24 protein-coding genes are annotated in these 25,011 nt (G+C 73.8%); 13 read left to right on the top strand and 11 right to left on the bottom strand.

The window, feature by feature from the left end:
• Positions 1-161 precede the first annotated feature (161 nt).
• Complete coding sequence (locus J2X59_RS01065; RefSeq protein WP_209685020.1) at positions 162-758, bottom strand: NAD(P)H-dependent oxidoreductase; 597 nt, start codon at positions 756-758, stop codon at positions 162-164.
• An 87-nt stretch (positions 759-845) separates the two neighbouring features.
• Between J2X59_RS01065 and J2X59_RS01060 the strand changes: the two genes are divergently transcribed.
• Positions 846-1,307 (top strand): MSMEG_6728 family protein, encoded by a 462-nt coding sequence (locus J2X59_RS01060; RefSeq protein ID WP_326495413.1) that lies wholly within the window; start codon positions 846-848, stop codon positions 1,305-1,307.
• 361 nt (positions 1,308-1,668) lie between these two features.
• Here J2X59_RS01060 and J2X59_RS01055 read toward each other — a convergent pair whose 3' ends face one another.
• From J2X59_RS01055 to J2X59_RS01030, 6 genes are all read right to left on the bottom strand, one after another.
• The gene (locus J2X59_RS01055) at positions 1,669-1,935 is read right to left on the bottom strand and encodes a hypothetical protein (RefSeq protein ID WP_326495412.1); all 267 of its coding nucleotides are present in this window, start codon (positions 1,933-1,935) and stop codon (positions 1,669-1,671) included.
• Between the two features lie 79 nt (positions 1,936-2,014).
• Positions 2,015-3,199 (bottom strand): cysteine desulfurase family protein, encoded by a 1,185-nt coding sequence (locus J2X59_RS01050; protein WP_326495411.1) that lies wholly within the window; start codon positions 3,197-3,199, stop codon positions 2,015-2,017.
• 4 nt (positions 3,200-3,203) lie between these two features.
• The gene (gene nadC, locus J2X59_RS01045; protein WP_326495410.1) at positions 3,204-4,091 is read right to left on the bottom strand and encodes a carboxylating nicotinate-nucleotide diphosphorylase; all 888 of its coding nucleotides are present in this window, start codon (positions 4,089-4,091) and stop codon (positions 3,204-3,206) included.
• Entirely contained in the window at positions 4,088-5,827 is a 1,740-nt protein-coding gene (locus J2X59_RS01040; RefSeq protein WP_326495409.1) for an L-aspartate oxidase, read from the bottom strand. The genes nadC and J2X59_RS01040 overlap by 4 nt, the downstream gene beginning before the upstream one ends.
• Before the next feature lie 32 nt (positions 5,828-5,859).
• Positions 5,860-7,131, bottom strand: a complete 1,272-nt coding sequence (gene nadA, locus J2X59_RS01035) for a quinolinate synthase NadA (protein WP_326495408.1) — start codon at positions 7,129-7,131, stop codon at positions 5,860-5,862.
• Between the two features lie 8 nt (positions 7,132-7,139).
• Complete coding sequence (locus J2X59_RS01030; RefSeq protein WP_209685015.1) at positions 7,140-7,859, bottom strand: NUDIX hydrolase; 720 nt, start codon at positions 7,857-7,859, stop codon at positions 7,140-7,142.
• Between the two features lie 102 nt (positions 7,860-7,961).
• On the opposite strand from J2X59_RS01030, the gene J2X59_RS01025 reads away from it, so the two are divergent.
• The 3 genes from J2X59_RS01025 to J2X59_RS01015 all read left to right on the top strand — a co-directional run bounded on the left by J2X59_RS01025 (position 7,962) and on the right by J2X59_RS01015 (position 11,188).
• Positions 7,962-8,243 carry an acylphosphatase gene (locus J2X59_RS01025; protein WP_326495407.1) on the top strand — a complete coding sequence of 94 codons (282 nt, stop codon included), beginning with the start codon at positions 7,962-7,964 and terminating at the stop codon, positions 8,241-8,243.
• 142 nt (positions 8,244-8,385) lie between these two features.
• Positions 8,386-9,870 carry an MDR family MFS transporter gene (locus J2X59_RS01020; protein ID WP_326495406.1) on the top strand — a complete coding sequence of 495 codons (1,485 nt, stop codon included), beginning with the start codon at positions 8,386-8,388 and terminating at the stop codon, positions 9,868-9,870.
• A gap of 70 nt (positions 9,871-9,940) precedes the next feature.
• The gene (locus tag J2X59_RS01015) at positions 9,941-11,188 is read left to right on the top strand and encodes a D-arabinono-1,4-lactone oxidase (protein ID WP_326495405.1); all 1,248 of its coding nucleotides are present in this window, start codon (positions 9,941-9,943) and stop codon (positions 11,186-11,188) included.
• A 27-nt stretch (positions 11,189-11,215) separates the two neighbouring features.
• Here the strand turns inward: J2X59_RS01015 and J2X59_RS01010 are convergent, their stop codons facing one another.
• Complete coding sequence (locus tag J2X59_RS01010) at positions 11,216-11,707, bottom strand: 2'-5' RNA ligase family protein (RefSeq protein ID WP_209685012.1); 492 nt, start codon at positions 11,705-11,707, stop codon at positions 11,216-11,218.
• Between the two features lie 237 nt (positions 11,708-11,944).
• Here J2X59_RS01010 and J2X59_RS01005 point away from each other — a divergent pair, with 237 nt between their 5' ends.
• The 3 genes from J2X59_RS01005 to J2X59_RS00995 are packed head-to-tail and all read left to right on the top strand — an operon-like array spanning position 11,945 to position 14,606.
• Positions 11,945-12,895, top strand: coding sequence for a MetQ/NlpA family ABC transporter substrate-binding protein (locus J2X59_RS01005; RefSeq protein ID WP_326495404.1), 951 nt, complete (start codon positions 11,945-11,947; stop codon positions 12,893-12,895).
• The gene (locus J2X59_RS01000; RefSeq protein ID WP_326495403.1) at positions 12,895-13,935 is read left to right on the top strand and encodes a methionine ABC transporter ATP-binding protein; all 1,041 of its coding nucleotides are present in this window, start codon (positions 12,895-12,897) and stop codon (positions 13,933-13,935) included. Before J2X59_RS01005 ends, J2X59_RS01000 begins: the two co-directional genes overlap by 1 nt.
• Positions 13,932-14,606 carry a methionine ABC transporter permease gene (locus J2X59_RS00995; protein ID WP_326495402.1) on the top strand — a complete coding sequence of 225 codons (675 nt, stop codon included), beginning with the start codon at positions 13,932-13,934 and terminating at the stop codon, positions 14,604-14,606. Before J2X59_RS01000 ends, J2X59_RS00995 begins: the two co-directional genes overlap by 4 nt.
• A 404-nt stretch (positions 14,607-15,010) precedes the next feature.
• On the opposite strand, the gene J2X59_RS00990 is transcribed toward J2X59_RS00995, so the two are convergent.
• Both J2X59_RS00990 and J2X59_RS00985 read right to left on the bottom strand, forming a co-directional pair.
• Positions 15,011-15,790, bottom strand: a complete 780-nt coding sequence (locus J2X59_RS00990) for an endonuclease/exonuclease/phosphatase family protein (protein WP_251154580.1) — start codon at positions 15,788-15,790, stop codon at positions 15,011-15,013.
• Between the two features lie 166 nt (positions 15,791-15,956).
• On the bottom strand, positions 15,957-17,369 hold the full coding sequence (locus J2X59_RS00985) for an MFS transporter (protein ID WP_326495401.1): 1,413 nt from the start codon (positions 17,367-17,369) through the stop codon (positions 15,957-15,959).
• Between the two features lie 165 nt (positions 17,370-17,534).
• Between J2X59_RS00985 and J2X59_RS00980 the strand changes: the two genes are divergently transcribed.
• The 5 genes from J2X59_RS00980 to J2X59_RS00960 are packed head-to-tail and all read left to right on the top strand — an operon-like array spanning position 17,535 to position 23,035.
• Positions 17,535-18,770, top strand: a complete 1,236-nt coding sequence (locus J2X59_RS00980) for an alanine racemase (protein WP_326495400.1) — start codon at positions 17,535-17,537, stop codon at positions 18,768-18,770.
• Entirely contained in the window at positions 18,770-19,621 is an 852-nt protein-coding gene (locus tag J2X59_RS00975) for an IclR family transcriptional regulator (RefSeq protein ID WP_326495571.1), read from the top strand. Before J2X59_RS00980 ends, J2X59_RS00975 begins: the two co-directional genes overlap by 1 nt.
• Positions 19,618-20,700 (top strand): sugar kinase, encoded by a 1,083-nt coding sequence (locus tag J2X59_RS00970; RefSeq protein ID WP_326495399.1) that lies wholly within the window; start codon positions 19,618-19,620, stop codon positions 20,698-20,700. The genes J2X59_RS00975 and J2X59_RS00970 overlap by 4 nt, the downstream gene beginning before the upstream one ends.
• Before the next feature lie 56 nt (positions 20,701-20,756).
• On the top strand, positions 20,757-21,425 hold the full coding sequence (locus tag J2X59_RS00965; RefSeq protein WP_209685004.1) for a bifunctional 4-hydroxy-2-oxoglutarate aldolase/2-dehydro-3-deoxy-phosphogluconate aldolase: 669 nt from the start codon (positions 20,757-20,759) through the stop codon (positions 21,423-21,425).
• On the top strand, positions 21,422-23,035 hold the full coding sequence (locus tag J2X59_RS00960; RefSeq protein ID WP_326495398.1) for an N-acyl-D-amino-acid deacylase family protein: 1,614 nt from the start codon (positions 21,422-21,424) through the stop codon (positions 23,033-23,035). The genes J2X59_RS00965 and J2X59_RS00960 overlap by 4 nt, the downstream gene beginning before the upstream one ends.
• A gap of 34 nt (positions 23,036-23,069) precedes the next feature.
• Here J2X59_RS00960 and J2X59_RS00955 read toward each other — a convergent pair whose 3' ends face one another.
• The gene (locus J2X59_RS00955; RefSeq protein WP_066655379.1) at positions 23,070-23,456 is read right to left on the bottom strand and encodes a RidA family protein; all 387 of its coding nucleotides are present in this window, start codon (positions 23,454-23,456) and stop codon (positions 23,070-23,072) included.
• A 253-nt stretch (positions 23,457-23,709) separates the two neighbouring features.
• Between J2X59_RS00955 and J2X59_RS00950 the strand changes: the two genes are divergently transcribed.
• The gene (locus tag J2X59_RS00950; RefSeq protein WP_326495397.1) at positions 23,710-24,963 is read left to right on the top strand and encodes a hypothetical protein; all 1,254 of its coding nucleotides are present in this window, start codon (positions 23,710-23,712) and stop codon (positions 24,961-24,963) included.
• Positions 24,964-25,011 lie beyond the last annotated feature (48 nt).

The raw sequence follows: 25,011 nt of genomic DNA, 5'->3' as shown, positions 1-25,011 counted from the left end.
CCGTCCCGTCCCGGTGAGGTTCCGAGCGGGCGATGTACGTCACGGTCGCGCTCGACCGTGACTACATCGCCCCCTCGGCGGACGACGCGCGGCGTGTCGTGCCCGCTCGGCGGCGCGACCGGCGGCGCGTCGTGCGACCGCGAGCGGCGGGCGGGCGGCGACTAGAAGTCGGCGGGACGGCGGACGTCGTCGGCGCCGACGGCGGCGAACCCTCCGCGGACGATCGGCAGCGCGCGCCGGACCGCCTGGTCGATGCGCAGCTCGAGGTCGACGCTGGCGATGTCGTACCCGCCCTCGCGCTTGGTGAAGTCGCGCTCGTTCCCGAACACGCCGAGCGGCAGGGTCGTCGACTGGAAGAAGCCGAACAGCGGCCGCATCTGGTGCTCGACGAGCAGTGCGTGCCGGTCGCTGCCGCCCGTGGCGGTCAGGAGCACCGGGGTGTCGACGAGGTCGTACTGCCCCACCCAGTCGAAGAAGAGCTTGAAGGCACCGGAGTAGGCGGCCCGGAACGCCGGGCTGCCGACGACGAGCACGTCCGCTGCCTCGACGGTCTCGAGCGCTCGCCGGGTGCGGTCCGACATCGCCTCGCGGGAGGGCGCGGCACCGAGGTCCGCGAGCAGGGGTCCGATCTCGACCTGTGCGGTCCGGGCGTCCGGCAGGTCCTCAGCCATGCGCGCCACGGTCGCCCCGACCAGGGTCGAGGTGCGCGAGGGGTCCGATGGGCTGCCGCTGACGCCGACGACGAGTGCTCCGTCCATGCGGTCGATGCTCACACGTCGTCCGAGGGCCCGTCCGGGTGTGACGACTTGTGTCGCCCACCAGCACGCGCGGGTACCGTCCGGGTGATGCAGACGTTCCTGCCGTACGCCGACTTCCGCGCCTCGGCCGAGGTCCTCGACGACAAGCGACTCGGCAAGCAGCGCGTCGAGACCCTGCAGGTGATGCGGGCGTTGACCCTGCCGGACTACGGCTGGCAGCACCACCCCGTCGTCGCCATGTGGCGCGGGTACCGCCCGGCGCTGATGGCCTACCAGGACGCGACGTGCCGGGTGTGGCTCGAGCGCGGGCACGCCGACACCTGCCTGGAGAAGACCCTGGCCGACCTCGGGCTGGTCCCCGAGGACCTGGTCGCGTACGAGCGCGGCGACTTCGCGGTGCCCGCGTGGAACGCCGACCCGGCGGTGCACGCGTCGCACCGGTCGAAGCTCGTGCAGAAGGCGCCGGAGCACTACCGACCGTTGTTCCCCGACGTGCCCGACGACCTGGACTACGTCTGGCCGGGCGTCCCCGAGCCGCCGGCACGCTGACACGCTGACACGCGAGCGCGTTGGACCGCCGACGCGCTGATCCGCCGACGCCCCGATCGACCGGCACGCTGATCCACCGGCACGCTCACCCCCCCGGGCACGACGACCGGTCGGCCGCTCGACGGCGGGACGGGAGCCGCGCGGCCGTTCGACGCCACCGCGACCCGTCGTGGACTGACAGGGGGTGCGGCGCCGGTCAGGGTCCGGCGCCGCGTCCACGACGGGCGCGGCGGCCGCTCGGGCACGACGACAGGGGATGTCGTGTCCGGCGCCGGACGCGGTCAGGGGTGCTGCGTCCGGTCATGGGCACCGCGGGCCCCGGGGTGACGGGACCGCGCGGTGCTGGCCTCGGGTGGGTTCCTCAGAGGTGTTCGGTGTCTCCTCGGTACCGGTCCGTCTCGCTGGGGGCGGGCATGGCCCGACGGAGTGCCGCGGTGCCGACCGTCGGGAGCAGGGCGCTCACGACGGTGGCGAGTGCCCCCACGGTCGCGACGGCGCCGAGCGGGGCGGTGCCGAGGTCGTGCTGCGCAGCGAGTGCGATGGCGACCACGGTCGCGGGTGCCGGCAGGAGCTGGACCGCACGGAAGGGGACCTCCTGTCGGTCCCGGGTGGTGATCGCGTTCGCCATGGCTCCATCGTGACGGACGATCGCTGTCCGCAGAAGGGGGGACATCACCCCCAACTATGGAGTAGAACGTCTAGTACACTCAGCTCAGGCGCCGGACCGCGGCGACCGATTCGGCGACCGCCCGCACGACGACGGCCACGTCCTCGTCCGTGAGCCCGTCGTCGAACGTCAGTCGCAGGGCCGTGCGCGCGGTGTCCTCCGACAGTCCGAGGGCGGTGAGGACGTGGGAGGCCTCGGTGCTCCCCGCGGCACAGGCGCTCCCGGAGGAGGTCACGACGTCGCGCTCCTCGAGTTCGAGCAGCACGGTCTCGCCGTTGACCGCCGGCGGACCACCCGGCACCGCCGGGAAGCAGAACGACGCGTGCCCCGGGAGCCGACCCGCCCCGCCCTGCGCCGACCCGACCGGCGCCGCCCCGGTCAGCACGGCACCGAGCACCGACGCCAGCACGCCCTCGACCACGGCGTCCCGGGTCACGGTCGCACGGGCGGCAGCGGCGTCCCGGGTGCCCTCGACGAGCGACACCGCGGTGGCGAGGGCGACCGCGCCCGCGACGTCCTCGGTCCCCGACCGTCTCCCCCGCTCCTGTCCCCCGCCGTGCAGCAGCGGCTCGAGCGGTACCCCACCCCGGACCGCCAGTGCGCCGGTGCCCTTCGGGGCGCCGAGCTTGTGCCCGGAGAACGACAGCGCGTCGACGCCGAGCCGGTCGAGCCCGAGGGGCAGCCACGGTGCGCTCTGCACGGCGTCGGTGTGGAACCGGGCGCCGACGCGGTGCGCGACCGCCGCGAGGGCCGGGACGTCCTGCACGGTGCCGACCTCGTTGTCGGCGTGTGCCACCGAGACGAGCGTGGTGTCCGGACGGACGACCCGCGCGAGCGCCTCGGGCGTCACGGTCCCGTCGCGTTCGACCGGCACGAGCGTGACGGTGAACCCGTGGTGGCGCTCCAGGTACCGGCAGCTCTCGAGCACCGCCTCGTGCTCGATCGCGCTCGTGACGACGTGCCGGCCCCGGGGTGCCGCGAGCGCGATGCCCTTGACCGCGGTGTTCGCACCCTCGGTGCCGCCGGTGGTGAGGACGACCTCGCCCGGACGGCACCCGAGGAACCGGGCGATCGTCGCCCGGGCGTCGGCGAGTCCCCGGGCCGCCGCCTCCCCCACCCCGTGCGTGGACGACGGGTTGCCGAAGACGCCGGTGAGGTACGGCCACATCGCCTCGAGCACCTCGCGGCGGACCGGCGTGGTCGCGGCGCGGTCGAGGTAGAACACCGGGTCAGCCGCCGGTCACGTCGACGTCGAGCCCGAGGTCGAGCGCCCGCGCCGAGTGGGTGAGTGCGCCGACGGAGACGACGTCGACCCCGGTGCGCGCGATGGCGCCCACCGTGTCGAGCGCGACCCCGCCGGAGGCCTCGACGAGCGCACGGCCCGCGACCAGCCGCACGCCCTCGACGAGCTGCTCCGGCGTGAAGTTGTCGAGCATGATCGTGTCGACACCGGCCGCGACGACGGGTTCGACCTGGTCGAGCCGGTCGACCTCGACCTCCAGGTGGACCGTGTGCCCGAGCCGACCACGGGCTCCGCGGACGGCGTCGCCGATCGCGGTGCCGCCGGCGAGCAGCACGGCCAGGTGGTTGTCCTTGGCGAGGACGGCGTCGGACAGCGAGTTCCGGTGGTTGTGGCCACCGCCGCAGCGCACGGCGTACCGCTCGACGGCCCGGAGGCCCGGAGTGGTCTTGCGGGTGTCGACGATCCGTGCGCCCGTCCCCGAGACGGCCGCGACGTACCGCGCGGTGACGGTCGCGATGCCGGACATCCGCTGCACCAGGTTGAGCCCGACCCGCTCGGCGCGCAGGACCGAGCGCGCAGGGCCGTGCACCGTGGCGAGGACCTGTCCGGCGTCGAAGGGCTCGCCGTCGGCCAGGTGCAGCTCCGTGCGCACCGTGGGGTCGACGGCGTGCATCACGGCGGCGAACACCGCGCCGCCCGACAGCACGCCGGGTTCGCGGGCGGCCATGGTCGCGATCGCGCGGGCGTCGACGGGGATGAGCGTCTCGCTCGTGACGTCACCCCACGGAGCGTCCTCCTCGAGCGCCGTCTCGATCACGCGACGCAGGGCGTGCGGCGGGATCGTCCCGGGGTCGACTGCGGTGGTGGTGGTCATGCGGGGACTCCCTGCTGGACGGGCGCGGTGCTGCTGGACTGCGCGGTGCTGCTGGTCGGGACGGAGGTCGGGGCGCTGCCGCGCCGGACGGCGCGGACCCACCCGGTCGACACCGGCACGGAGGGATCGGTCTCCGGGTGGTCGGTGCGCGCGTGCGCCCCGCGCGACTCGGTCCGGGAAGCCGCCGCGAGCGCGGTGACCCGCGCCAGGTCGAGCAGGGCGCGGTCCTCGTGGTCCCGCACGGTGCGCGCCACCGGCGACCGGAGCGCAGCGAGCGCGCGACGTGCGGCGGCGAGTCCGTCCGCGTCCCGGAGCAGGCCGACCCGCTCCGTCATCTCGGTCTGGACCGCCTGCCGGAGGTCGGTGGCACGGTCCGGGTGGGCGGTGCCTCCAGGCCGTCCGCTGCGGTCCGTCCCGTACGGCGTCGATCCCGGCACCCCTCCGTCCGGCCGGGAGGCACGGTGCGGCTCCGCCTCCGTGCCCACCTGGTCGTCGGGCACGGTGCGCACGGGCAGGGCCGCGTCGCCGCGCAGGCGCAGCTGCGCGGGTCGTGGGGCACCGATCGCGTCGGCGGTCCGCACGCCGAAGACGAGCCCCTCGAGCAGGGAGTTCGACGCGAGTCGGTTCGCGCCGTGGACGCCGGTGCATGCGGCCTCGCCGACGGCGAGTAGTCCGGGGAGGCTGGTGCGCCCCTCGCTGTCGGTGGCGATCCCGCCCATCGCGTAGTGCGCCGCCGGGGCGACCGGCACGCCCTCCCGCGTCCAGTCGAAGCCGGCCGCGCGGGTCGCGCGGGTGAGGCCGGGGAAGCGTGCGACGAGCCGGTCCGCGCCGAGCCCCGTGGCGTCGAGGAGCACGGGGGCGCCGCCCTGGTCGCGGACGGCGGCCGCGATGCCGCGGGCGACCACGTCGCGCGGCGCCAGCTCGGCGTCCGGGTGCACGGCGCTCATGAAGCGTCGTCCGGCGGCGTCGCGCAGGACGGCACCCTCGCCGCGGACCGCCTCGGAGACGAGCCCACCGTCGGGCACGGCCAGCCGGGTCGGGTGGAACTGGACGAACTCCAGGTCGGCGAGGACGGCCCCCGCCCGCCAGGCCGCTGCGACGCCGTCGCCGGTCGCGACCAGCGGGTTGGTCGTCTCGCGGTACAGGTGGCCGGCGCCCCCGGAGGCGAGCACGACCGTGTCCGCTTCGATGCGTCGGGGCTCGCCGAGCAGGTCGAGCACGTCCACACCGACCACCGCTCCGTCCCGGACGACCAGGTCGGTGAGGCAGGTGCGCTCCAGGACCGTGACGTGCTGCCGGTGCAGGGCGGCGACGAGCGTGCGCTCGACCGCGGCGCCCGTGGCGTCGCCGTCGGCGTGCAGGACGCGCCAGCGACCGTGCGCGGCCTCGCGCCCGCGTGCCAGGTCGTCGCCGTGGCGGTCGAGGGACGCGGGGTCCGACGTCCGGTCGAACGGGACGCCCAGCGCGAGCAGGTCCCGCACCCGGGCGGGCCCGTCGGCGCAGAGCAGCGCGACGGCGCGCGCATCGGCCCCACCGACGGCCGCGACGTGGGTGTCGTGCTCGTGCAGCGCGACGGTGTCGTCGGCGCCGAGCGCGACGGCGATCCCGCCCTGGGCAGCGGCGGTGGCGCCGTCGGCGAGCCCGCCCTTCGTCACCAGGGTGACGTCGTGGCGGGCGCTGGCGCGGATCGCGGCGGTGAGCCCGGCGATGCCGGACCCGACGATGACGACGTGCACGGTGCGGTCCCCGGTGTCCTCGCGCGGGGCCGTCAGCCGCGGGGCTTCGCGGCGAGCATGCGCTCGAGCGCGACCCGGGCGTCGGCCTGCACGTCGGCGGGCACCGTGATCTCGTTGAGGACCTCGCCGCGGACGAGTGCCTCGAGCACCCAGGCGAGGTAGCCCGGGTGGATCCGGTACATCGTCGAGCAGGGGCAGACGACGGGGTCGAGGCAGGTGATCCGGTGCTGCGGGTACTCGGCCGCGAGCCGGTTCACCATGTTGATCTCGGTGCCGATCGCGAACGAGGTCGGTTCGGTGGCGGCGGCGACGGTCCGGCGGATGAGGTCGGTGCTGCCCGCAGCGTCCGCGGCATCGACGACGGCCATCGGGCACTCGGGGTGCACGATGACCTGCACACCGGGGTCCTCCCGACGGGCCTGGTCGATCTGCTCGACCGTGAACCGGCGGTGCACCGAGCAGAACCCGTGCCAGAGGACCACCTGCGCGTCGAGCAGGGTCTGTGCGTCGTTGCCGCCGAGCGCCTTCCGCGGGTTCCACATGGGCATGCGGTCGGTGCTGATCCCCATGGCCTTCGCGGTGTTCCGACCGAGGTGCTGGTCGGGGAAGAACAGCACGCGCTGCCCCCGCTCGAACGCCCACTCGAGCACGGTCGCCGCGTTCGACGACGTGCAGACGATCCCACCGTTCCGGCCGCAGAACGCCTTGAGGTCGGCGGCGGAGTTCATGTACGTGACGGGGATCACCGGCACGCGCCCGTCGGCGTCGGGCTCGGTGCCGTACACGGCGGCGAGCTCGGCCCAGGCCTCCTCGACGCTGTCGATGTCGGCCATGTCCGCCATCGAGCACCCGGCGGCGAGGTTCGGCAGGACCACACGCTGGTCGTCACGGGCGAGGATGTCCGCCGTCTCCGCCATGAAGTGGACGCCGCAGAACACGATGGCCTCGGCGTCGGGCCGGGTCAGGGCGGCGTTGGCGAGCTGGAACGAGTCGCCGAGGAAGTCCGCGTGCCGGACGACCTCGTCACGCTGGTAGAAGTGGCCGAGCACGACGACCCGGTCCCCCAGCGTCGCCTTCGCCCGCTCGATGCGCTCGTGGAGTTCCGCGTCGCTCGCGGTCCGGTACTCGTCGGGGAGCTGCCCCTGCCGCGGTGCGGAGGTCGGGGTGACGTCGGACATCGACGAGCCGGGGCCGTAGCCCGGGCGGCTGTCGAAGTCCCAGGTCGGCGCGGCGAGGTCGGGGGTGCAGGTGCTGCCGTCGGCCTTGCCGTTGGAGATGAGCTCGATCGTGGTGGCGATGGACACTGTGGTTCCTATCGGTTCTGCGGGTGGTGCTGCCGGGGGTGGGCGGGCTGCAGCGGGCCGTTGTCCGCGTAGGCCAGGTCGGGGTTCGAGCGGTACAGCCGAGCCGGGCGGTGCCGGTCACCGCTCGTGGTCTCGTCCGTCGCGATGACGGCGTCGGACTGCGCGACCTGTCGACGGAAGTTCGCGGGGTCGAGCGTCCGCCCGAGCACGGCCTCGTACACCCCGCGCAGCTCGGCGAGGGTGAACCGGTCCCCGAGGAACGCCTGCGCGATCCGCGAGTACGACACCTTGTTGCGGAGCCGCCAGAGGGCGTAGGCGACGATGTGGTCGTGGTCGAACGCGAGTGCGGGGTGCTCGTCGGCCAGGAACCAGCGGACGTTCCAGTCGTCGGGGACGGACTCGGCCTCGTCGGGGTGGACGAGCGCCCAGTAGACGATCGACACCACGCGGCTCGGCGAACGGTCGACGTCGCCGAACGCGTACAGCTGCTCGAGGTACCGCGGCTGCACGTTCGTCGTCTCGCGCAGGCGCGCCGCGGCGGAGTCCTCGAGCCCCTCGTCCGGGCCGACCCAGCCACCGGGCAGCGCCCACGACCCCTCGAACGGATCGGCGACGCGGCGCACGAGCGGCATCCACAGCGCCGGGGCACCGGTGTCGGGGTGCGGGCGCAGGGCGACGATCACGGTGGAGACCGCGACGCGGATGCTGGTGGGAGGTGATTGTGTCATGGTGACTCGAAGTGTTCGGGTTGCAATGACACTATCAGTCGGTTCACGGAATCGGAACAGCGCCGTAACGTGCCGGGTCCCCGACGTGCCTACATTGGCGCCATGACGACGGTGACGAGGGTGCACGCCGTGGTGTCCGGCTCGGTGCAGGGGGTCGGCTTCCGGTACTGGACCGCACGCAAGGCAGACGGGCTCGAACTCGACGGGTACGCCAGGAACCTGTTCGACGGGACCGTCGAGGTCGAGGCCGAGGGGCCGTCCGAGGCGGTCGAGGCGCTCATGGCGTTCCTCCGCACCGGTCCGCCGACCGCCACGGTCACCGAGGTCGCCCGACGCAGCGTGGTCCCGCACGGCGACGGCGACGGGTTCGCGATCCTGCGCTGACCGCGCTCGGGGTGGACCTGTTCACGAGGACGACACACGGAAGCGGAATACTCGGATCCGTTCAGGCGGTTGCCCTGTCTGCGCGGTCCGCGCGCCCTCGTCCTCTCCGCCGTACTCCCCCGTCACTCCCCAGGAGCCCCGCATGACCCAGGCCGTCGATTCCGCCCCGCGCACCGGGAGCGTCTCGCAGCCCTCCGCCGGCGAGACCAGACTCGTGATCGGGCTGTTGCTCGTCTCCGCGTTCGTCGTCATCCTCAACGAGACGATCATGGGTGTCGCGCTCCCCCGGCTCATGGAGGACCTCGACATCTCGGCGGCCACCGGGCAGTGGCTCACCACGGGCTTCCTGCTCACCATGGCGGTGGTGATCCCGATCACCGGGTTCCTGCTCCAGCGCTTCAGCACGCGCCAGGTCTTCATCGCGGCGATGGCGCTGTTCAGTCTCGGCACGCTCGTCGCCCTCGCGGCACCCGGCTTCCCCGTGCTGCTCGTCGGCCGCATCGTGCAGGCCAGCGGCACCGCGATCATGATGCCGCTGCTCATGACGACCGTCCTCAACCTGGTCGAGCCCGCGCACCGCGGCCGCATCATGGGCAACATCTCGATCGTCATCTCGGTGGCGCCCGCCGTCGGCCCGACCATCTCGGGCCTGATCCTCAACGCGTTCTCGTGGCGCTGGCTGTTCGGGTTCGTGCTGCCGATCGCCCTCGCCGCGCTCGTGCTCGGCGTGCTCAAGGTCCGCAACGTGACCACGCCCCGCCGCGCGCCGCTCGACGCCCTGTCGGTCGTGGTCTCCGCCGTGGCGTTCGGCGGGATCGTCTTCGGGCTGTCCAGCTTCGGCGAGGCCGGGTCGACCGGGCCGCTCGTCCCCGTCCTCGCCCTGGTCGTCGGCTTCGCGGCACTGGCGTTCTTCGTCGTTCGGCAGACCCGCCTGCAGCGCACCGACAGCGCCCTGCTCGATCTCCGGACCTTCCGCACGAAGGGCTTCACGGTCCCGATCGTCGCGATGGGCATCAGCTTCATGGCGATGTTCGGCACGCTGATCCTGCTGCCGATCTACCTCGAGCGCGTCCTCGGGCTCGAGGTGCTGACCGTTGGGCTCCTGCTCCTGCCCGGCGGCCTGATCATGGGGCTGCTCTCCCCCGTCGTCGGCCGCATCTACGACCGCCGCGGCCCCCGCGTGCTCCTCGTGCCCGGGTCGATCATCATCAGTGCCGTCCTCTGGGCGCTCTCCACGGTCGGGGTCGACACCAGCGTGTGGTTCGTCCTCGGCGCCCACGTCGTGCTGAGCATCGGCCTCGCGCTCACCTTCACCCCGCTCTTCACCGCCGCGCTCGGTGGCCTGCCGCCGAAGCTGTACTCGCACGGCAGCGCGGTGCTCGGGACGACGCAGCAGCTCGCAGGTGCCGCGGGGACAGCGCTCTTCGTCACGCTCCTGACGATCGGTGCGGCCTCGGCGGGAGCCGACGCGGACGCCGCCGGGGTCGCCGCCGCGACCGCCTCGGGCGTGCAGACCGCGTTCCTGGTGGGCGGCGTCATCTCCCTCGTCGGCATCCTCACCTCGGCGTTCGTCCGCCGCCCGGCGACGCCCGAGGGCGCCCCCGCTGGCGCCCCCGCGATGCACTGACCCGGAACACCACCGGACCGGCCGACGGTCCGCGATGCCACGTCGACGACGGCGTGGCATCGTGGGCGGCATGCGGTCGACGGCGCGCGAGGTCAACTGGTCCGGTACGGTCACCTACTCGGCCGAACGGGTCGAACGGCCGCGCACCCTGGAGGAGGCCGCCGAGGTCGTCACCCGGTCGCAGCGGGTGCACGGGCTCGGCACCCGCCACTCGTTCAACGACGTCGCGGACACCCACGGGGTGCTGCTCGACCTGACGGGGCTCCCCACGGACCTCGTCGTCGACGCCGCCGCCGGCACGGCCTCGATGGGTGCCGGTACCCGCTACGGGGTGGTCGCGCCGGAACTCGACGCCGCGGGGGTCGCGCTGCACAACACCGGCTCGCTGCCGCACATCTCGATCGGCGGCGCGATCGCCACCGGGACGCACGGGTCGGGCACGACGCTCGGGTCGCTGAGCACCGCCGTCCGGTCGTTCGAGCTCCTCGGGGCGGACGGCGCCGTGCGGACGGTCCGTCGCGGCGAGAACGACTTCGACGGGGTTGTGCTGCACCTCGGGCTGCTCGGCATCGTGACGCGCGTCGAGGTGGACGTCGAACCGTCCTACCGGATGCGCCAGGACTCGTACGGGCCCATCCCGTGGGACCGGTTCGTCGCGCACGTGGCCGACGTGCACGCCGCGGCCTACTCGGTGTGCTCCTACACGGTGTTCGGGGACGAGGTCGGCGAGGTGCTGCTGAAGTCCCGCGTGCCGGACGGCGCCGACGACGTCGACGTCCCGGAGGCCCTGCTCGGCGCACCGCGGCTGCCGGGACGCCTGGCCGACGGACACGTCACCGCTCGCGACGGCACCGTGGGCCCGTGGTGGGACCGGCTGCCGCACTTCCCGATCGACGCGGTGCCGAGCGTCGGGTCCGAGGTGCAGAGCGAGCACTTCGTCCCGCTGCGGCACGCTGCCGCCGCACTGGAGGCCCTCCGCGGGCTCGCCGACCGCATCCAGCCACACCTGCACGTGTGCGAGCTCCGCACGATGGCCGCCGACCCGTCCTGGCTCAGCCCGACGCAGGGCGAGGACGTCCTCTGCATCGCGTTCACCTGGCGGAAGCACCCCGAGGCGGTCGCGGCGCTGCTGCCGGACCTCGAAGCTCGGCTCGCGCCGTTCGACGGCCGGCCGCACTGGGGCAAGACGAGCTCGCTCGACGCCGACGCGGTCGAGGCCCTCTGGCCGCGGCTGCCGGACTTCCGCAGGCTGGTGGCGGCGGCCGACCCGGAGCGGCGGTTCGCGTCCGTGTTCGGTGAGCGGGTGCTGCGGACCTGAGCCGCGCCTCCCGACCGGGGCCACCCCTCACGCGACGGGGGTGACCGTCTTCGTCTCGCCGTCCCAGTGGCGGACCCCGCCGACGGTCAGGGTCTCCGGCAGCGGGGTCGCCCGGAGCGTCGCGACCGCGGCGGGCAGGTCCTCGTCGCGCACCCGACGGGCGAAGGTGACGTGCGGCGACCAGCCGCCGGGCAGCGAGGTCTCCACGGCGTCGGGTGCCCTCCGGTGCACCGCCGCGTGGAAGGCCGCGAGGACCGGGTCCACGACGACGGCACGGACGAGCACGGACCGCCCGGCGCCGGCGGGGAACAGCAGGAGGCCACCGAGCCGGAGCGTCGTCGGCACCGCGGCGTCGAACCCCTCCGGGACCGGCAGCGCGTCGCCGGCCGCGAGGGTGACGTGCGGGTCGTTCGTCCCCGACCGGCCGAGGCTCGGCAGGTCGGCTGCCGTCAGGGCGTCCCACGCGGCGCGCACGGCGGCATCGGAGTCGGGGTCGAGGACGAGTTCGAGGCTGCGCACGCTCCGAGTCAACCAAGCCCCGCAGCGCCCGGTGCTCGCCGTGCGGCACCTGTGGAGGACGGCACGGATGTAACACGGCGGAACGGATCGTGCGTGTCGCGCCGCGGGCAGCCACACTCGGAACCTGGCCGCGGCATCCCGCGGCTCCCCACGCACCGCCCGTGCACGCCGCCGTCCGGGCTCGCCCCGCCCGGCCCCGCCCCACCCGTCCGGGCACGTCCCCCACGAGGAGCACCCATGTCCGCAGCACCCGTCCTGCCCCAGAAGCCGAAGGGCAGGCGCCCCGTCGGCTGGATCATCGCCGCCGCGGTCGTCGTGGTCGCGATCGTCGTCGCCGTCGTCGTGGCGGCCGTCCGCTCCGGCGGGTCCGAGGGCGCTGCCTCCGGTGACGGCGCCGGGAAGACCGTGACGATCGGCGTCGCCGACAAGTCGCTCGGCTACTGGAGCACGTACACGAAGCTCGCGAAGGACGAGCTCGGCGTGACGGTGGAGCTCACCAACTTCTCGGACTACTCGCTGCCGAACCCCGCACTCAAGGACGGCCAGCTGGACATCAACCAGTTCCAGCACATCCAGTACCTGGCGGACTACAACGTCACCTCGGACGACGACCTGCAGCCGATCGGCTCCACCGCCGTGTACCCGCTGCCGCTGTACGCCACGCAGTACTCGAAGCCGAGCGAGCTGCCCGAGGGTGCGAAGGTCGCGATCCCGAACGACTCGATCAACCAGGCGCGCGCGCTCCTCATCCTGCAGTCCGCGAAGCTCCTCGAGCTCAAGGACGGCGGCTCGGCCTTCTCGACCACGACCGACATCGAGTCGTCGAAGGTCGACGTCCAGCCCCTCGACGCCTCGCAGACCGCGAACGCGCTCCAGCAGGGCTCCGTCGCCGCCGCGGTCGTGAACAACAACTTCGCCACCGCCGCGAAGCTCCCGACCAGCGACATCGTCTTCCAGGACGACCCGGCCAGTGCGAGCGCCGCCCCCTACGTGAACGTCTTCGCGGTGCGCGACGCCGACAAGGACAACAAGACCTACCTCGACCTGGCGAAGCTGTTCCAGGACCCGGCGGTGCAGAAGGCCTTCGCCAAGGACCTGCCCGAGGCCGTCGCCCGCGACGAGAGCGCCACGAAGCTCCAGGCCGAGCTCGCGACGGTCGAGCAGGACGCGAAGGCGGCCAAGCAGTAGTGCCCGCCCTCGTCGAACTCCGCGGCGTCTCGAAGCACTACCGCCGCGCCGACACCGGCGAGACCGTGGTGGCCGTCGAGGACGTCTCCCTGGACGTGCACCAGGGAGAGGTCCTCGGCGTCATCGGGTACTCCGGTGCCGGCAAGTCCACCCTCGTCCGCCTCGTGAACGCCCTCGAGCTCCCCTCGTCCGGCACGGTCACCGTCGGCGGCAGGGAGCTCACCGCGATCCCGGAGAAGGAACGCCGCCTGGCCCGCCGGAAGATCGGCATGATCTTCCAGCAGTTCAACCTGTTCCGCTCGCGGACCATCGCCGGCAACGTCGCGTACCCGCTCAAGGTCGCGGGTGTCGCGAAGGCCGAGCGGGACCGCCGTGTGGCCGAGCTCCTCGACTTCGTCGGGCTGCTCGAGCGCGCACACGCGTACCCCGAGCAGCTGTCCGGCGGCCAGAAGCAGCGCGTCGGCATCGCCCGCGCGCTCGCCTCGAACCCCGAGCTGCTCCTCGCCGACGAGGCCACGAGCGCCCTCGACCCGGACACCACCTCCGAGGTGCTCGCACTCCTCCGTCGCGTGAACCGCGAGCTCGGTGTCACCATCGTCGTCATCACGCACGAGATGGACGCGGTCCGCCGGATCGCCGACCGGGTCGCCGTGATGGAGAACGGCCGCGTGGTCGAGGTCGGCGACGTCTACGACGTGTTCGCCTCGCCGCAGACCGGTGCGGCGCAGCGCTTCGTGCGCACCGCCCTGCACGACCGCCCCTCGGCGGAGCAGCTGGCGCGGCTGCGGGAACACCACCGCGGCCGCCTGGTCACGGTGCAGATCACCGACGAGGTCGGCCTGCAGAACCGGATCGACGCGGCCTTCCGCATCGCCGGGGTGTCGGCCGAGCTCGTGTTCGGCGGCGTCGGCGAGATCCGCGAACGCCGCATCGGGTCGCTGACCTACGAGTTGACCGCGGACGACCCCGCCGCCGTCGACCGCGCGATCGGGGCACTGCGCGACGGACACGTCACCGTCGACGAGGAGGTCGCAGCATGAACGGCAACGGCTTCCAGAGCGTGATCGACACGTCCGACGTGTTCCTCGCCGCGATCCGCGACACCCTCGTGATGACGCTGGTCTCCCTCGTCTTCGCGGGCGTGATCGGCCTCGCGCTCGGGTTGGTCCTCTACGCCACCCGTCCGGGCAACCTGCTCGGCAACCGGGCGGTGTACACGGTCGTCAACGTGCTCGTGAACGTCGTGCGCCCGATCCCGTTCGTGATCTTCCTGGCCGCGATCGCACCGCTGTCGCGCGTCGCCGTGCAGACCACGATCGGCGTCCCCGCGGTGACGTTCGCGATCTCGCTCGCGGCGTCCTTCGCGGTGTCCCGGATCGTCGAGCAGAACCTGCTCGCCGTCGACCCGGGCGTGGTCGAGGCAGCGCGCGCGTCCGGGGCCCACCCCGTGTCGATCCTGCTGACGGTGCTCATCCCCGAGGGCGTCGGACCGCTCATCCTCGGCTACACGTTCATCTTCGTGGGCATCGTCGACATGACCGCGCAGGGAGCCCTGATCGGTGGCGGTGGCCTGGGCGAGTACGCGATCGTGTACGGCTCGCAGCGGTACGACTGGTGGATCGTCTACGTGTCCGTGGCGGCGATCGTGGTGATCGTCCAGCTCGGGCAGTTCATCGGCAACCGGCTCGCGCGGGCGACGCTGCGTCGCTGAGGCGCGGACCGGTCGCCCCGGCGACCGACGACGGACGGGAGGCACGGTGCCAGCTGGCACCGTGCCTCCCGTCCGTCGGCGGTACCGTCCCGCCGCGGGGGCGGGTCGGGCGGGCACGATCCGTCACGCTCGACGCTGCCGACGACCGATCGCACCCGTTCGACGCCGGAGCCGCGGCATGTCCTACCCGCTGAGTGGACCCGGCGGCCGCGGCTCCGTGCTCGGCGGACCCGTGCGCGGCGGACCTGCGCGCGGCCGACGGCGAGCGGGCAGGATCCGTCACGCCCGGCGCTGCTGGCGGCCGGACGTGCCCGCTCGACGGACGGACACGGCACGTCATGCCCGTTCGGCGGGACGGTGCCGGAACGCGGGCGAGGGACAGCGAGCACCGCGACGTGGCGGCGTCAGGCGGCGGGGGTCTCCGGGACCTCGACGGCGGCGGTCGCGACGCCGGGGTGCTCGTAGTGCGCGCGGACCAGGATCGGCCGGTGGTCGGAGATGCCCGCGGGCAGGGTCTCGACGCCGGCGATGTGCAGCCCGACACTCGTCGCGAAGTCGAAGTGGCCGGTGAACTTGCGGTAGCGCAGGTAGGTCGGCTGGTCCGACAGCGACAGCGCGAAGCCGTGCTCCTCGATCTTCCGGCGCAGGTTCGTCTGGAACCACGGGTAGTTGAAGTCGCCGACCATGATCGCCGGAGCCTCGTCGGACAGCTCACGGACGAACTGGTGGGCCGCCTCGATCTGCTTGCGTCGCAGGGAGTTCGTGGCCGTCAGCGGCGAGGCGTGGAACGAGGCCACGATGACCTCCGTCTCGGCCTCGGTGTCGCGGAGCCGCATCGCGATGAGCCGTTCGTGCGCGGGGGCGAGCACCCGGTCGTGCAGCGACTTCTGCAGCGAGTGGATGCTGAAGTCCTGCACCTCGAAGCGGTCGTCGCGCTTGTAGATCGCGAGACCGAGACGGTTGGCCTTCGTGGAGGCGGCGAGCGACAGCCCGGCGACCTCCGGCGCGAGGTCGTTGCTGTCGCACTCCTGCACGCAGATGACGTCCGCCTGCGACGCTTCCGCCAGGGCGGCGAGCTCGCTGTTGGCGGTGTGCTCGCGGAGGTTGTAGCTGACGACGCGCAGCTCGGTCGGCTGCACGGCGGTGTCGTCGGCGATCGTCCCCTGCTGCTGTGGCCCGGCCATGCTGCCTTCCGTCCTGGGTGTCTCGGTCACCCTGCCGCGGCAACCGTACTCGGCTGTCGCGGACAGTTGCTGTGACCGTAGCGCACCCGGGGTCCCGATCGTGTGACCGTGTCGCGAACGGACAGTGGACGGCCGACAGCCCCGCCGGACAGCGGGACGGCGCCGGTCAGCGCGCCGCTGCCCGCACCCGGCGCGCCGGTCGCACCGTGTCCCCCGCGGTCCGGCTCATCAGGACACCCTCGACACAGGCCACCACGAGGAGCACGGCGATCACCCAGAAGGCCACGTCGTAGGGCCCGGTCCCGCCGAGCCCGGCCGCAGCCCGGATGGCCACGGCGGCGACGGCGACCCCGAAGCCCGCTGCGACCTGCTGCAGCGTCGACGAGAGTGTGTTCGCCGGCGTCATGTCCGCCTGCTCGACGTCGGCGAAGGCGATCGTGTTGTACGCCGTGAAGCCGACCGACCGCGCGGCGCCGCTCACCACGAGCAGCACGGCGAGCAGCCAGAACGGGGTGTCCTCGGTCAGGAACACCATCGCGACGACGCTCAGCGCTGCGATCGCGCTCGACACGACGATCACCGGCCGGTAGCCGAACCAGCGGAGGAACGGCGTGGTCATCGGCTTGATCCCGAGGTTGCCGACGAAGACCCACAGCACCGCGGACCCGGCGAGCACCGCGCTCCAGCCCCAGGCGTCCTGGAAGAGCAGCGGCAGCACGAACGGCACGGCCGACACGGCGAGCCGGAACAGGCTGCCCCCGGCGTGCGAGACGCGGAAGGTCTCGAGCCGGAACGACCCGAGGCCCATGATCGGGTGCGGGGCCCGACGGAAGTGCCGCACGGCGAGCCAGCAGCAGACGCCCCCGACCACGCCCGACACGACGACCGCGACCAGGGGGATCTCCTCGAGTGCGAGCAGGGACGCCATCACCACGAGCGAGCCGAGTCCGAGGCAGGCGAGCAGCGACCCACGCCAGTCGAACGGGACGCGTTCCGGAGCGCGCTCCTGCGGCACGAGGACCAGTGCGGCGACGAAGGCGATCACCCCGAGCGGGATGTTGACGAGGAAGATCCAGTGCCAGCTGAGGGTGTCGACGAGCACGCCGCCGACGAACGGGGCGATGATCGGTGCCGCGAGTGCGGGCCAGGTGAGGATCGCGATGGCGGTGACGAGCTGTTCGCGTCCGGCACTCCGCAGGACGACGAGCCGTCCGACGGGCACCATGAGTGCTCCGCCGAGCCCCTGCAGGATCCGCCAGAGCGTCAGCTCGACGAGCCCCTCCGACGCCGCGCACAGGGCGGAGGCCACCGTGAAGAGCGCGATCGCGCCGGTGAAGACCGTGCGGGAGCCGACCCGGTCGGTGAGCCAGCCGCTGACCGGGATGAACACCGCGAGCGTGACGAGGTAGGCGGTGATCGCGACACCGATCGCGGCGGAGTCGACGCCGAGGTCGCGGCCCATCGCCGGGGCTGCGGTCGCGAGGATCGTGCCGTCCAGGAGCTCCATGAAGAAGGTGCCCGCGACGAGCACGGCCACCGCCGTGCTCCCCCGTCGTCGTGTCGTCGTCATCGTCGTCATCACGTCGAATGCTATGCCCGCTCGGTTTCTGCCCGACGCAGCCGGCAGGCGCCGGGGGCGTATCACCGTTCTGCACCGCAGAATGGGCGGGACGAGGACGTTGCCCGGTGGACCCGGCACCGGGAGCGTTGCCCCAGGAGCACACCGCACGACGCAGGAGGACCGATGACGACCACCCCCGCAGCAGCAGGGCACCCCGTCCGCCCGCCCGGCACCGTCACGACGAAGGGCGCGGCCGACCCCGCCGCCCCCGTCCTCGGCCGGCACGTCCTCGACCACGCGCACCTCCCGGTGATGACGCTCCGCGAGTCCGCCCTCGCCCACAACACCGCCGTCATGCAGTCGTACGTCGACCGCCACGGGCTGCTGCTCGCCCCGCACATGAAGACGCACATGGCCCCGGCCCTCGCCGACCGCCAGGTCCGTGCCGGCGCCTGGGGCGTCACGGTCGCCTCCGTCCAGCAGGCCATGGTCGCGTGGGCACACGGCGTGCACCGGATCCTCGTCGCCAACGAGGTCCTCGACCCCGCCGGCCTCGCCTGGCTCGCCTCCCGCCGGAGCGTCGACCCCGACGCCGACGTGCTCTGCAACGTCGACTCCGTCGCCGGTGTCACCGCGGCGGCGAGCGCCGCCCGCTCCGTCGACGGCACCGTCCACGTGCTGGTCGAGGTCGGGTTCCCCGGCGGCCGGACGGGCGTGCGCTCGGCCGAGCAGGCGCGCGAGGTCGCCGTCGCGGCGCACGACGCGGGTCTCGTCCTCCGCGGGGTGACCGGGTACGAGGGGGGCCTGCCCGACGTCGACACCGCACGCGCCTGGGTCGCCGAGGTCCTCGCGATCGCCAGCGACGTGCGTCGTCTCGTCGCCGGCCGCACCCTGCTCAGCATGGGCGGCAGCGCCTGGTTCGACGGGGTGGTCGACGCCGTGCAGGGCCGCCCGGACGACGTCGACGTGCTCCTGCGCTCGGGCGCCTACCTCACGCACGACGACGGCTTCTACGCCGAGCGCACGCCGTTCGGCCGCCGCCCGGAGGAGGGCTCGCTCCGCCCGGCGATCGAGGTGTGGGGCCGCGTCACGTCCTGCCCGGAGCCGGGCCGCGCGCTGGTCGCGGTCGGCAAGCGCGACGTCTCGTTCGACGAGGGCCTGCCGGTGGTGCGCGGCGTCCGGCCGGGAGGCACGGCACACGACCCGCAGGTCGTCCCACCACCCGGGGCGGTCACCGTCACCCGCCTCGACGACCAGCACTGCTACCTCGCCCTGGATGACGGGGCGCCCGGGCTGACGCCCGGCGACGTCGTCGTGCTCGGGGTCTCCCACCCGTGCACGGTCTTCGACAAGTGGCGGCAGGTGCAGGTGCTCGCGGACGACGACACCGTCACCGAGACGATCGCGACGTGGTTCTGATGCCCGACGACGAGCAGTCGCCGCCGTCGCCCGTGCCCGCGCGCAACGCCGCACTGTCGCTCCGCCGGGGCCTGACGCTCCTCGACCACGTGGCCGACCGCACCCGGAACGGCGCCGCCTCGGTGTCGCTCGGCGAGCTCGCGACGGCCCTCGGCACCGCGAAGTCGACCGTGCTGCGCCTGACCGCGCCGATGGTCGAGACCGACCTGCTCCGCCGCACCCCGGACGCCGGCTTCACCCTCGGGCTCGGCGCACTGCTGCTCGGCCAGAGCTACCTCGAGGGCATCGACCTGCGCGCCGCAGCGGCGCCGTTCATGCGGCGCACCGCGGAGTCGACCGGCCTGACCTGTCACCTGGTGGTGCCGGACGGCACGGACATCGTCTACGTCGACAAGGTCGAGACCCGCGGAACGGTCCGGATGGGGTCACGCATCGGCCACCGCCTGCCGATGCGGAACACCGCCTCCGGCAAGGCGATCGTGGCGTTCGGCGACCCCGGGCTCCTCGGCGCGGTGCTCGCCGTGCCCGCGACCGCGATGACCCACCAGTCGATCACCGACGACGGACGCTGGCGGCAGGAGGTCGACCGCACCCGGGCGCGCGGGTACGGGATCGACGACCGCGAGAACGAGCCGGGCATCCGCTGCGTGGCCGCGCCCGTGCTCGACCACGCGAACCAGGTCGTCGGCGCGATGAGCATCTCGGGGCTGGCGTCCCGCTTCCCGGCGGCGGCGGTCCGCGAGCTCGGCGACGGTGTCGTGCGGACCGCGCTCGAGATCTCGGTCGCGCTCGGGTCCTCGTCGGCACAGCTCGCCCTGCGTCGCACGGCACCGGGTGGGGTGACCCGGTGAGCGCGGGCACGGGGGTCCTCACCCTCGGCGAGACGATGCTCCTGCTGGCCGGCCCCGGTGTCGGCGAGGTGTGCGACCTCGACCACATGCGCGTCGACACCGGCGGGGCGGAGAGCAACGTCGCGATCGGGCTGGTCCGTGCGGGTGTCCCGGCCACGTGGGTCGGACGCGTGGGGGCGGACCCCGCCGGCGACCGAGTCCTGCGGGACGTCGGGCAGGCCGGGGTCGAGGTCACCGCGGTCGTCGACCCCGAGCGTTCGACCGGGCTCATGATGAAGGAACGACTGCGGGACGGCCGGACCCGCGTGACCTACCACCGTCGACACTCCGCCGGCTCGGCACTCGCACCGGAGGACGTCCCCGCGGGGCTCGTCGAGGGGTCGGCGCTCGTCCACGTCAGCGGCATCACGCTCGCGCTCTCGGAGTCCGCCCGGCGGACCGTCACCACGGTGCTCGACCGCGCCGAGGCCGCCGGGGTCCCGGTGTCCTTCGACGTGAACCACCGGCAGAAGCTGCTCGACGCCGCGGTCGCCCGGGAGCACTACCGCGCCGTCGCCGCCCGTGCCGCGGTGGTCTTCGCCGGCGACGACGAGGCCCGCATCCTGCTCGGTGACCCGGACGGTGCCGGGGACGACGGGGCGAGCCCGCTGCAGTCCGACGAGGACCTCGCCCGTGGGCTCGCCGACCTGGCCCGTGGTCGTGCCGTGGTGAAGCTCGGCTCCCGCGGCGCTGTCTCGGTCGTGGACGGGCGGACGACCCGCCGCGCGGCGACACCGGTGCGCGTCGTCGACCCGGTCGGCGCCGGTGACGCGTTCGTGGCGGCCTGGCTCGCGGCGACGCTCACGGGGGCCGACGCGGACACCGCGCTCGACCGGGCCGCCGACGCCGGAGCGCTCGCCTGCACCGTCCCGGGCGACTGGCGGTTGCCGGTCCCCGGCGCGAGCACCGACACGCTCACCGCCGACGCGTCGGACCCGTCCGACCCGTCGGACCAGTCAGACCCGTCGGACCCGTCAGACCCGGCCGGCCCCCGAGCAGCCGCTGTCGACACCGCGGTGCACGACCGCGTCGACCGCTGACCGCGACCACCACCCGTCCGGCACGAACCCGCCCGACCGATCCGAGGAGCCACACCGTGAGCACCCACCACACGTCCACCGGCGACAGCCCGTCGGTGCCGGACCACGGCACCCGGCACGGCGCGGGTCCGGCCGTCGCGATCCTCCGCGGCGGCACGGGCGAGCACGTCGAGGCGGTCGTCGACACCCTGGTGGGCGCCGGCGTCCGCGCGGTCGAGCTCACCACGAACACCCCGCGCTGGCGTGAGGGCACCGCGTGGACCGCGCGACGGTTCGGCGACGGCGTCTCCGTCGGGGTGGGCACGGTCCTCGACCCGGAACAGGTCGACGACGCCGCCGACCTGGGGGCGTCCTTCGTCGTCAGCCCGCACCTCGACCCCGCGATCGGCGAGCGTGCCCACGAGCGGGGCCTCGGCTGGTACCCGGGGGCAGCGACGCCGACCGAGATCGTGCGGGCGTGGCGGCTCGGCGCCCGGGCGGTGAAGGTGTTCCCGGCGGCACAGCTCGGCGGCCCCGCGTACCTGCGGCAGGTGCTCGCCCCGCTCGACTTCGTCGACGTGGTCCCGACCGGCGGCATCGGGATCGACGATGCTGCCGACTACCTGGCAGCCGGTGCGGTGGCGGTCGGACTCGGATCCCCCCTGGTCGGTGACGCCCTGGGTACCGGGGACACGGTCGCGCTGCGGTCCCGCGCGGAGCGGCTCGTCGCGGGGCTCGCCCGGTGACCACCACCGCGGAGACCGGTGCGCCGCTCGTGCTCCGCGGCGGGTCCGTCGTCGACCGGGACGGCCCCACCCGCGCGGACGTGCTCGTGGAACGCGGTCGGATCACGGCGGTCGGTGCGACGCTCCCCGTGCCGGACGACGCCGGCACGATCGACTGCGGTGGCCGCACGGTCCTCCCCGGGGCCGTCGACGCGCACTCGCACGCCGGGTCCCGGGTCTTCGACGAGGACGTCCAGCTCGCGCTGCTCCGTCAGGGCGTCACGTCGATCGTCACCGGCCAGGACGGCGTCGGCCCGGCCCCCGGCGACGGCAGGTGGGCGGGCCGGTACTTCGCGGCGATCGACGGCCCGCACCCCCGGTACCGCGGCGGCGGCACCGCCGGCCTGCTGGCGACGTACGACGGCACCACGCCGCTGAACGTCGCGACCCTGGTGCCCGCCGGGACGATCCGGCACGAGGTGCTGGGCGACGAGGACCGACCCGCGACCGCCGAGGAGACCGCGGCGATGCGCGCGCTCGTCCGCCGCGGGCTCGCCGAGGGAGCGCTCGGGCTCGCCACCGGGCTCGACTACGTGCCGGGGCTGTACGCCGACACCGCCGAGCTCGCGGCGCTCTGCGCGGAGGTCGCCGCCGTCGACGGGATCTACGTGTCGCACGTCCGCGGCGGGTACGAGGCGAACCTCCGCGTCGGGCTCGAGGAGGTCGCCGAGATCGTCCGGTCGAGCGGGGTCCGTGCGCACGTGTCGCACCTGCACGCTCCGGTCGACACGGCCCTCGGCGTGCTCGAGGACCTGGCGGCCGCGGGGGTACGGCTGACCTTCGACGCGTACCCGTACTCCCGCGGGTGCACGATCCTGTCGATGCTGCTGCTCCCCGCTGCACTCGCGCGCCCCGGCACCGACGACCTCGCCCGCGCGGTCGCCGACGTCGCCGGACGCCGCCGGGTCCGCACCGCCGTGCTCGACCGGGTCACCGCACGCCCGGACCTCGGACCGGGCTGGGCGGACCAGGTCACGCTCTCGCACGTGCCCTCCCCGGCGCACCACGACCTGCAGGGCCGCACCCTGACCGACGCCGCCGCCGCGCGGCGCACCGACCCCGTGTCCCTGGCGATCGACCTGCTCGTCGCCTCCGACCTGCAGGTGACCGCGATCATGCGGGTCCCGCACCCGCGCTCCCCCGCCGACCTCGCACCGCTCGTCCGGCACCCCGGGCACACCGCGGGGTCGGACGGCATCCACGTCGGCACGCACCCGCACCCGCGGGCCACCGGCACCGTGGCGCGGTACCTCGGCGACTTCGTGCGTGCCGGGCTGCTGTCGTGGCCGGAGGCCCAGCGGCACCTGTCGACCACCGCCGTCGAGCACCTGCGGCTCGGCGACCGCGGGGTCGTGCGTCCGGGGGCGGTCGCCGACCTCGCGGTGGTCGATCCCGAGCGGGTGGCGGCGCGGTCGACCTACGACGACCCGACGGCCACGGCTGTGGGGACGGACGACGTCGTGGTGGCGGGCGTGCCGGTACTCGCCGACGGACGTCTGACGGGCACCACCCCGGGCGCCGGGATCCGGCGTGCGGGCGCGACGGCACCGAGGGGCACCGGAGGTCGGTGAGGTTCCGCTCAGGGAGCGGGACGGCGGGTGACGATCAGGAGGCGCTGGGCAGCACCGCGACGACGTCGATCTCCACGAGGATCCCGGCCAGGTGCGACTGCACGGTCGTGCGGACCGGGTACGGCTCCGAGAAGTGCTTCGCGTACTCCTCGTTGAAGGCGGCGAAGTCCCGGTCCGAGTGCTCGAGGTGGACGGTCGACTTCACGACGTCGTCGAGGGTCGCGCCGTGCTCGGCGAGGACGGCGGCGACGTTGGCCAGCACCTGGGCGGTCTGTCCGGCGACGTCGTCGGCCATCGCCCCCGTCGCCGGGTCCTGCGGCCCGAAGCCCGCGGTGTAGAGGAACCCGCCGGCCACGATGCCCTGGCTGTACGGGCCGGCGGGTGCCGGGGCGTTCGCGGTGACGATGGCGGTCTTCGGCACGGGGACTCCTCTGGTCGTCGGACGCGGTCCGTCCGGGTGGGCCTCCAGGCTAGGGCCGGCCCCACTGCGCGGACCGACCACCCGCCGGAGCCGTTGCGGTGTGCAGAACGCGGGACGGGCCTCCCGGCCGACCACCGACGACCGGCCCGTGCGCGACCGGCCACCGGCCACCGGCGTGCCGGAGGGTGCCAGGCGACGGTCGGTACGCTCGGTCCGTGCCCACCGAGAGCCCTGCGCCCGCCGGAGCGGGCCGGTGAGCCGCACCGACGGCGCCGTCACCGGAACGCTCGCGAACGGTCGACGTCGCATCGTCGACCTGGCGACGAGCCTGCCCGTCTGGGCCGCGGTGCTGCTGGTGTGGGGCGGCGGCCGTCTCGTCTCCACGGTCTGGCTGGCGCTCGCCTACCCGTTGATGGCCCGGCAGATGCCGGACAACGCCATCTGGGGCAACGAGCACGGGTTCGGGTCGTTCCTCACCGCGTGGGACGGCCAGTACTACGAGCAGATCTCGGTGCACGGCTACCCGACGACGTTGCCGCTCGACGCCGCCGGGCACGTCGCCCAGAACGCGTGGGCCTTCCTCCCGGCGTTCCCCTTCGCCATCCGCATGCTGACGGCCTCGACCGGGGTGCCGTTCGCCGTGGGGGCGCCCCTCGTCGCGCTGGCCGCCGGGCTCGTGGCGACGTTCCTGCTGCACCGGCTGGTGAGCGACCGTGCCGGCAACGCCGCGGGCATGTGGGCGGTCTTCTTCTTCACGTGCGGTCCGCTGTCGTTCCTGCTGCAGGTCGGCTACGCGGAGAGCACGTTCCTGGCACTGACGTTCGGTGCCCTGCTGGCGCTCGAACGACGGCGCTACGGCCTGCTGACGGTGCTCGGCGTGATTGCGGCGTTCACCCGTCCCGGGGCGCTCGCGCTGCCGCTCCTGCTCGGGGTCGTCGCGCTCGTCCACTGGGTGCGTGCACGACGAGCCGCCGCGGGCGCCGGTGTGCGGTCCCTCGAGGCGTTCCCGATGGCGGAACGCGTCCGGGTCGTCGCCGCCGGCGTGGTGATGGCCGCGGCGGGGCTGGCCTGGCCGGTCATCGCGGCGCACGTCACCGGGCGGTCGGACGCCTACCTGGAGACCGAGATGTCCTGGTGGGTGAACTTCATCGGGCGGGTCGACTTCACACCGATGACGCCCTGGTTCCTGATCGCCGGGCGGTGGCTCGGGGTCGGTGGGGTCCTGATCGTGGTCTTCCTGCTCGTGGCGTACCCCGTCTGGCTGCTGCGGCGCTCGACCCGGGCGCTCGGCTCGACGACCGTGCTGTACTCCGCCGCCTACGCGCTCTACATCTTCGCGGTGTCCCTGCCGATGGCGTCCACCCCGCGGCTCCTCATGCCGCTCGCGCCGTTGTTCGGCTCCCCCGAACTCGTCGCCCGGCCCTGGATGCGCTGGACGTTCGTGAGCTGTGCACTCCTCGGGCAGCCGGTGCTCGTCGCGGTGCTGTGGCTGCTCGGCCCGCCCTGACCCCGGTCGCGGGGCGGTCGGAAGACTCGCGGAACGCAACCTCGGCGG

The organism is Curtobacterium sp. 260 (genome assembly GCF_030803485.1).
Classification (GTDB): Bacteria; Actinomycetota; Actinomycetes; order Actinomycetales; family Microbacteriaceae; genus Curtobacterium.
This window is presented reverse-complemented; position numbering and strand designations above follow the sequence as displayed.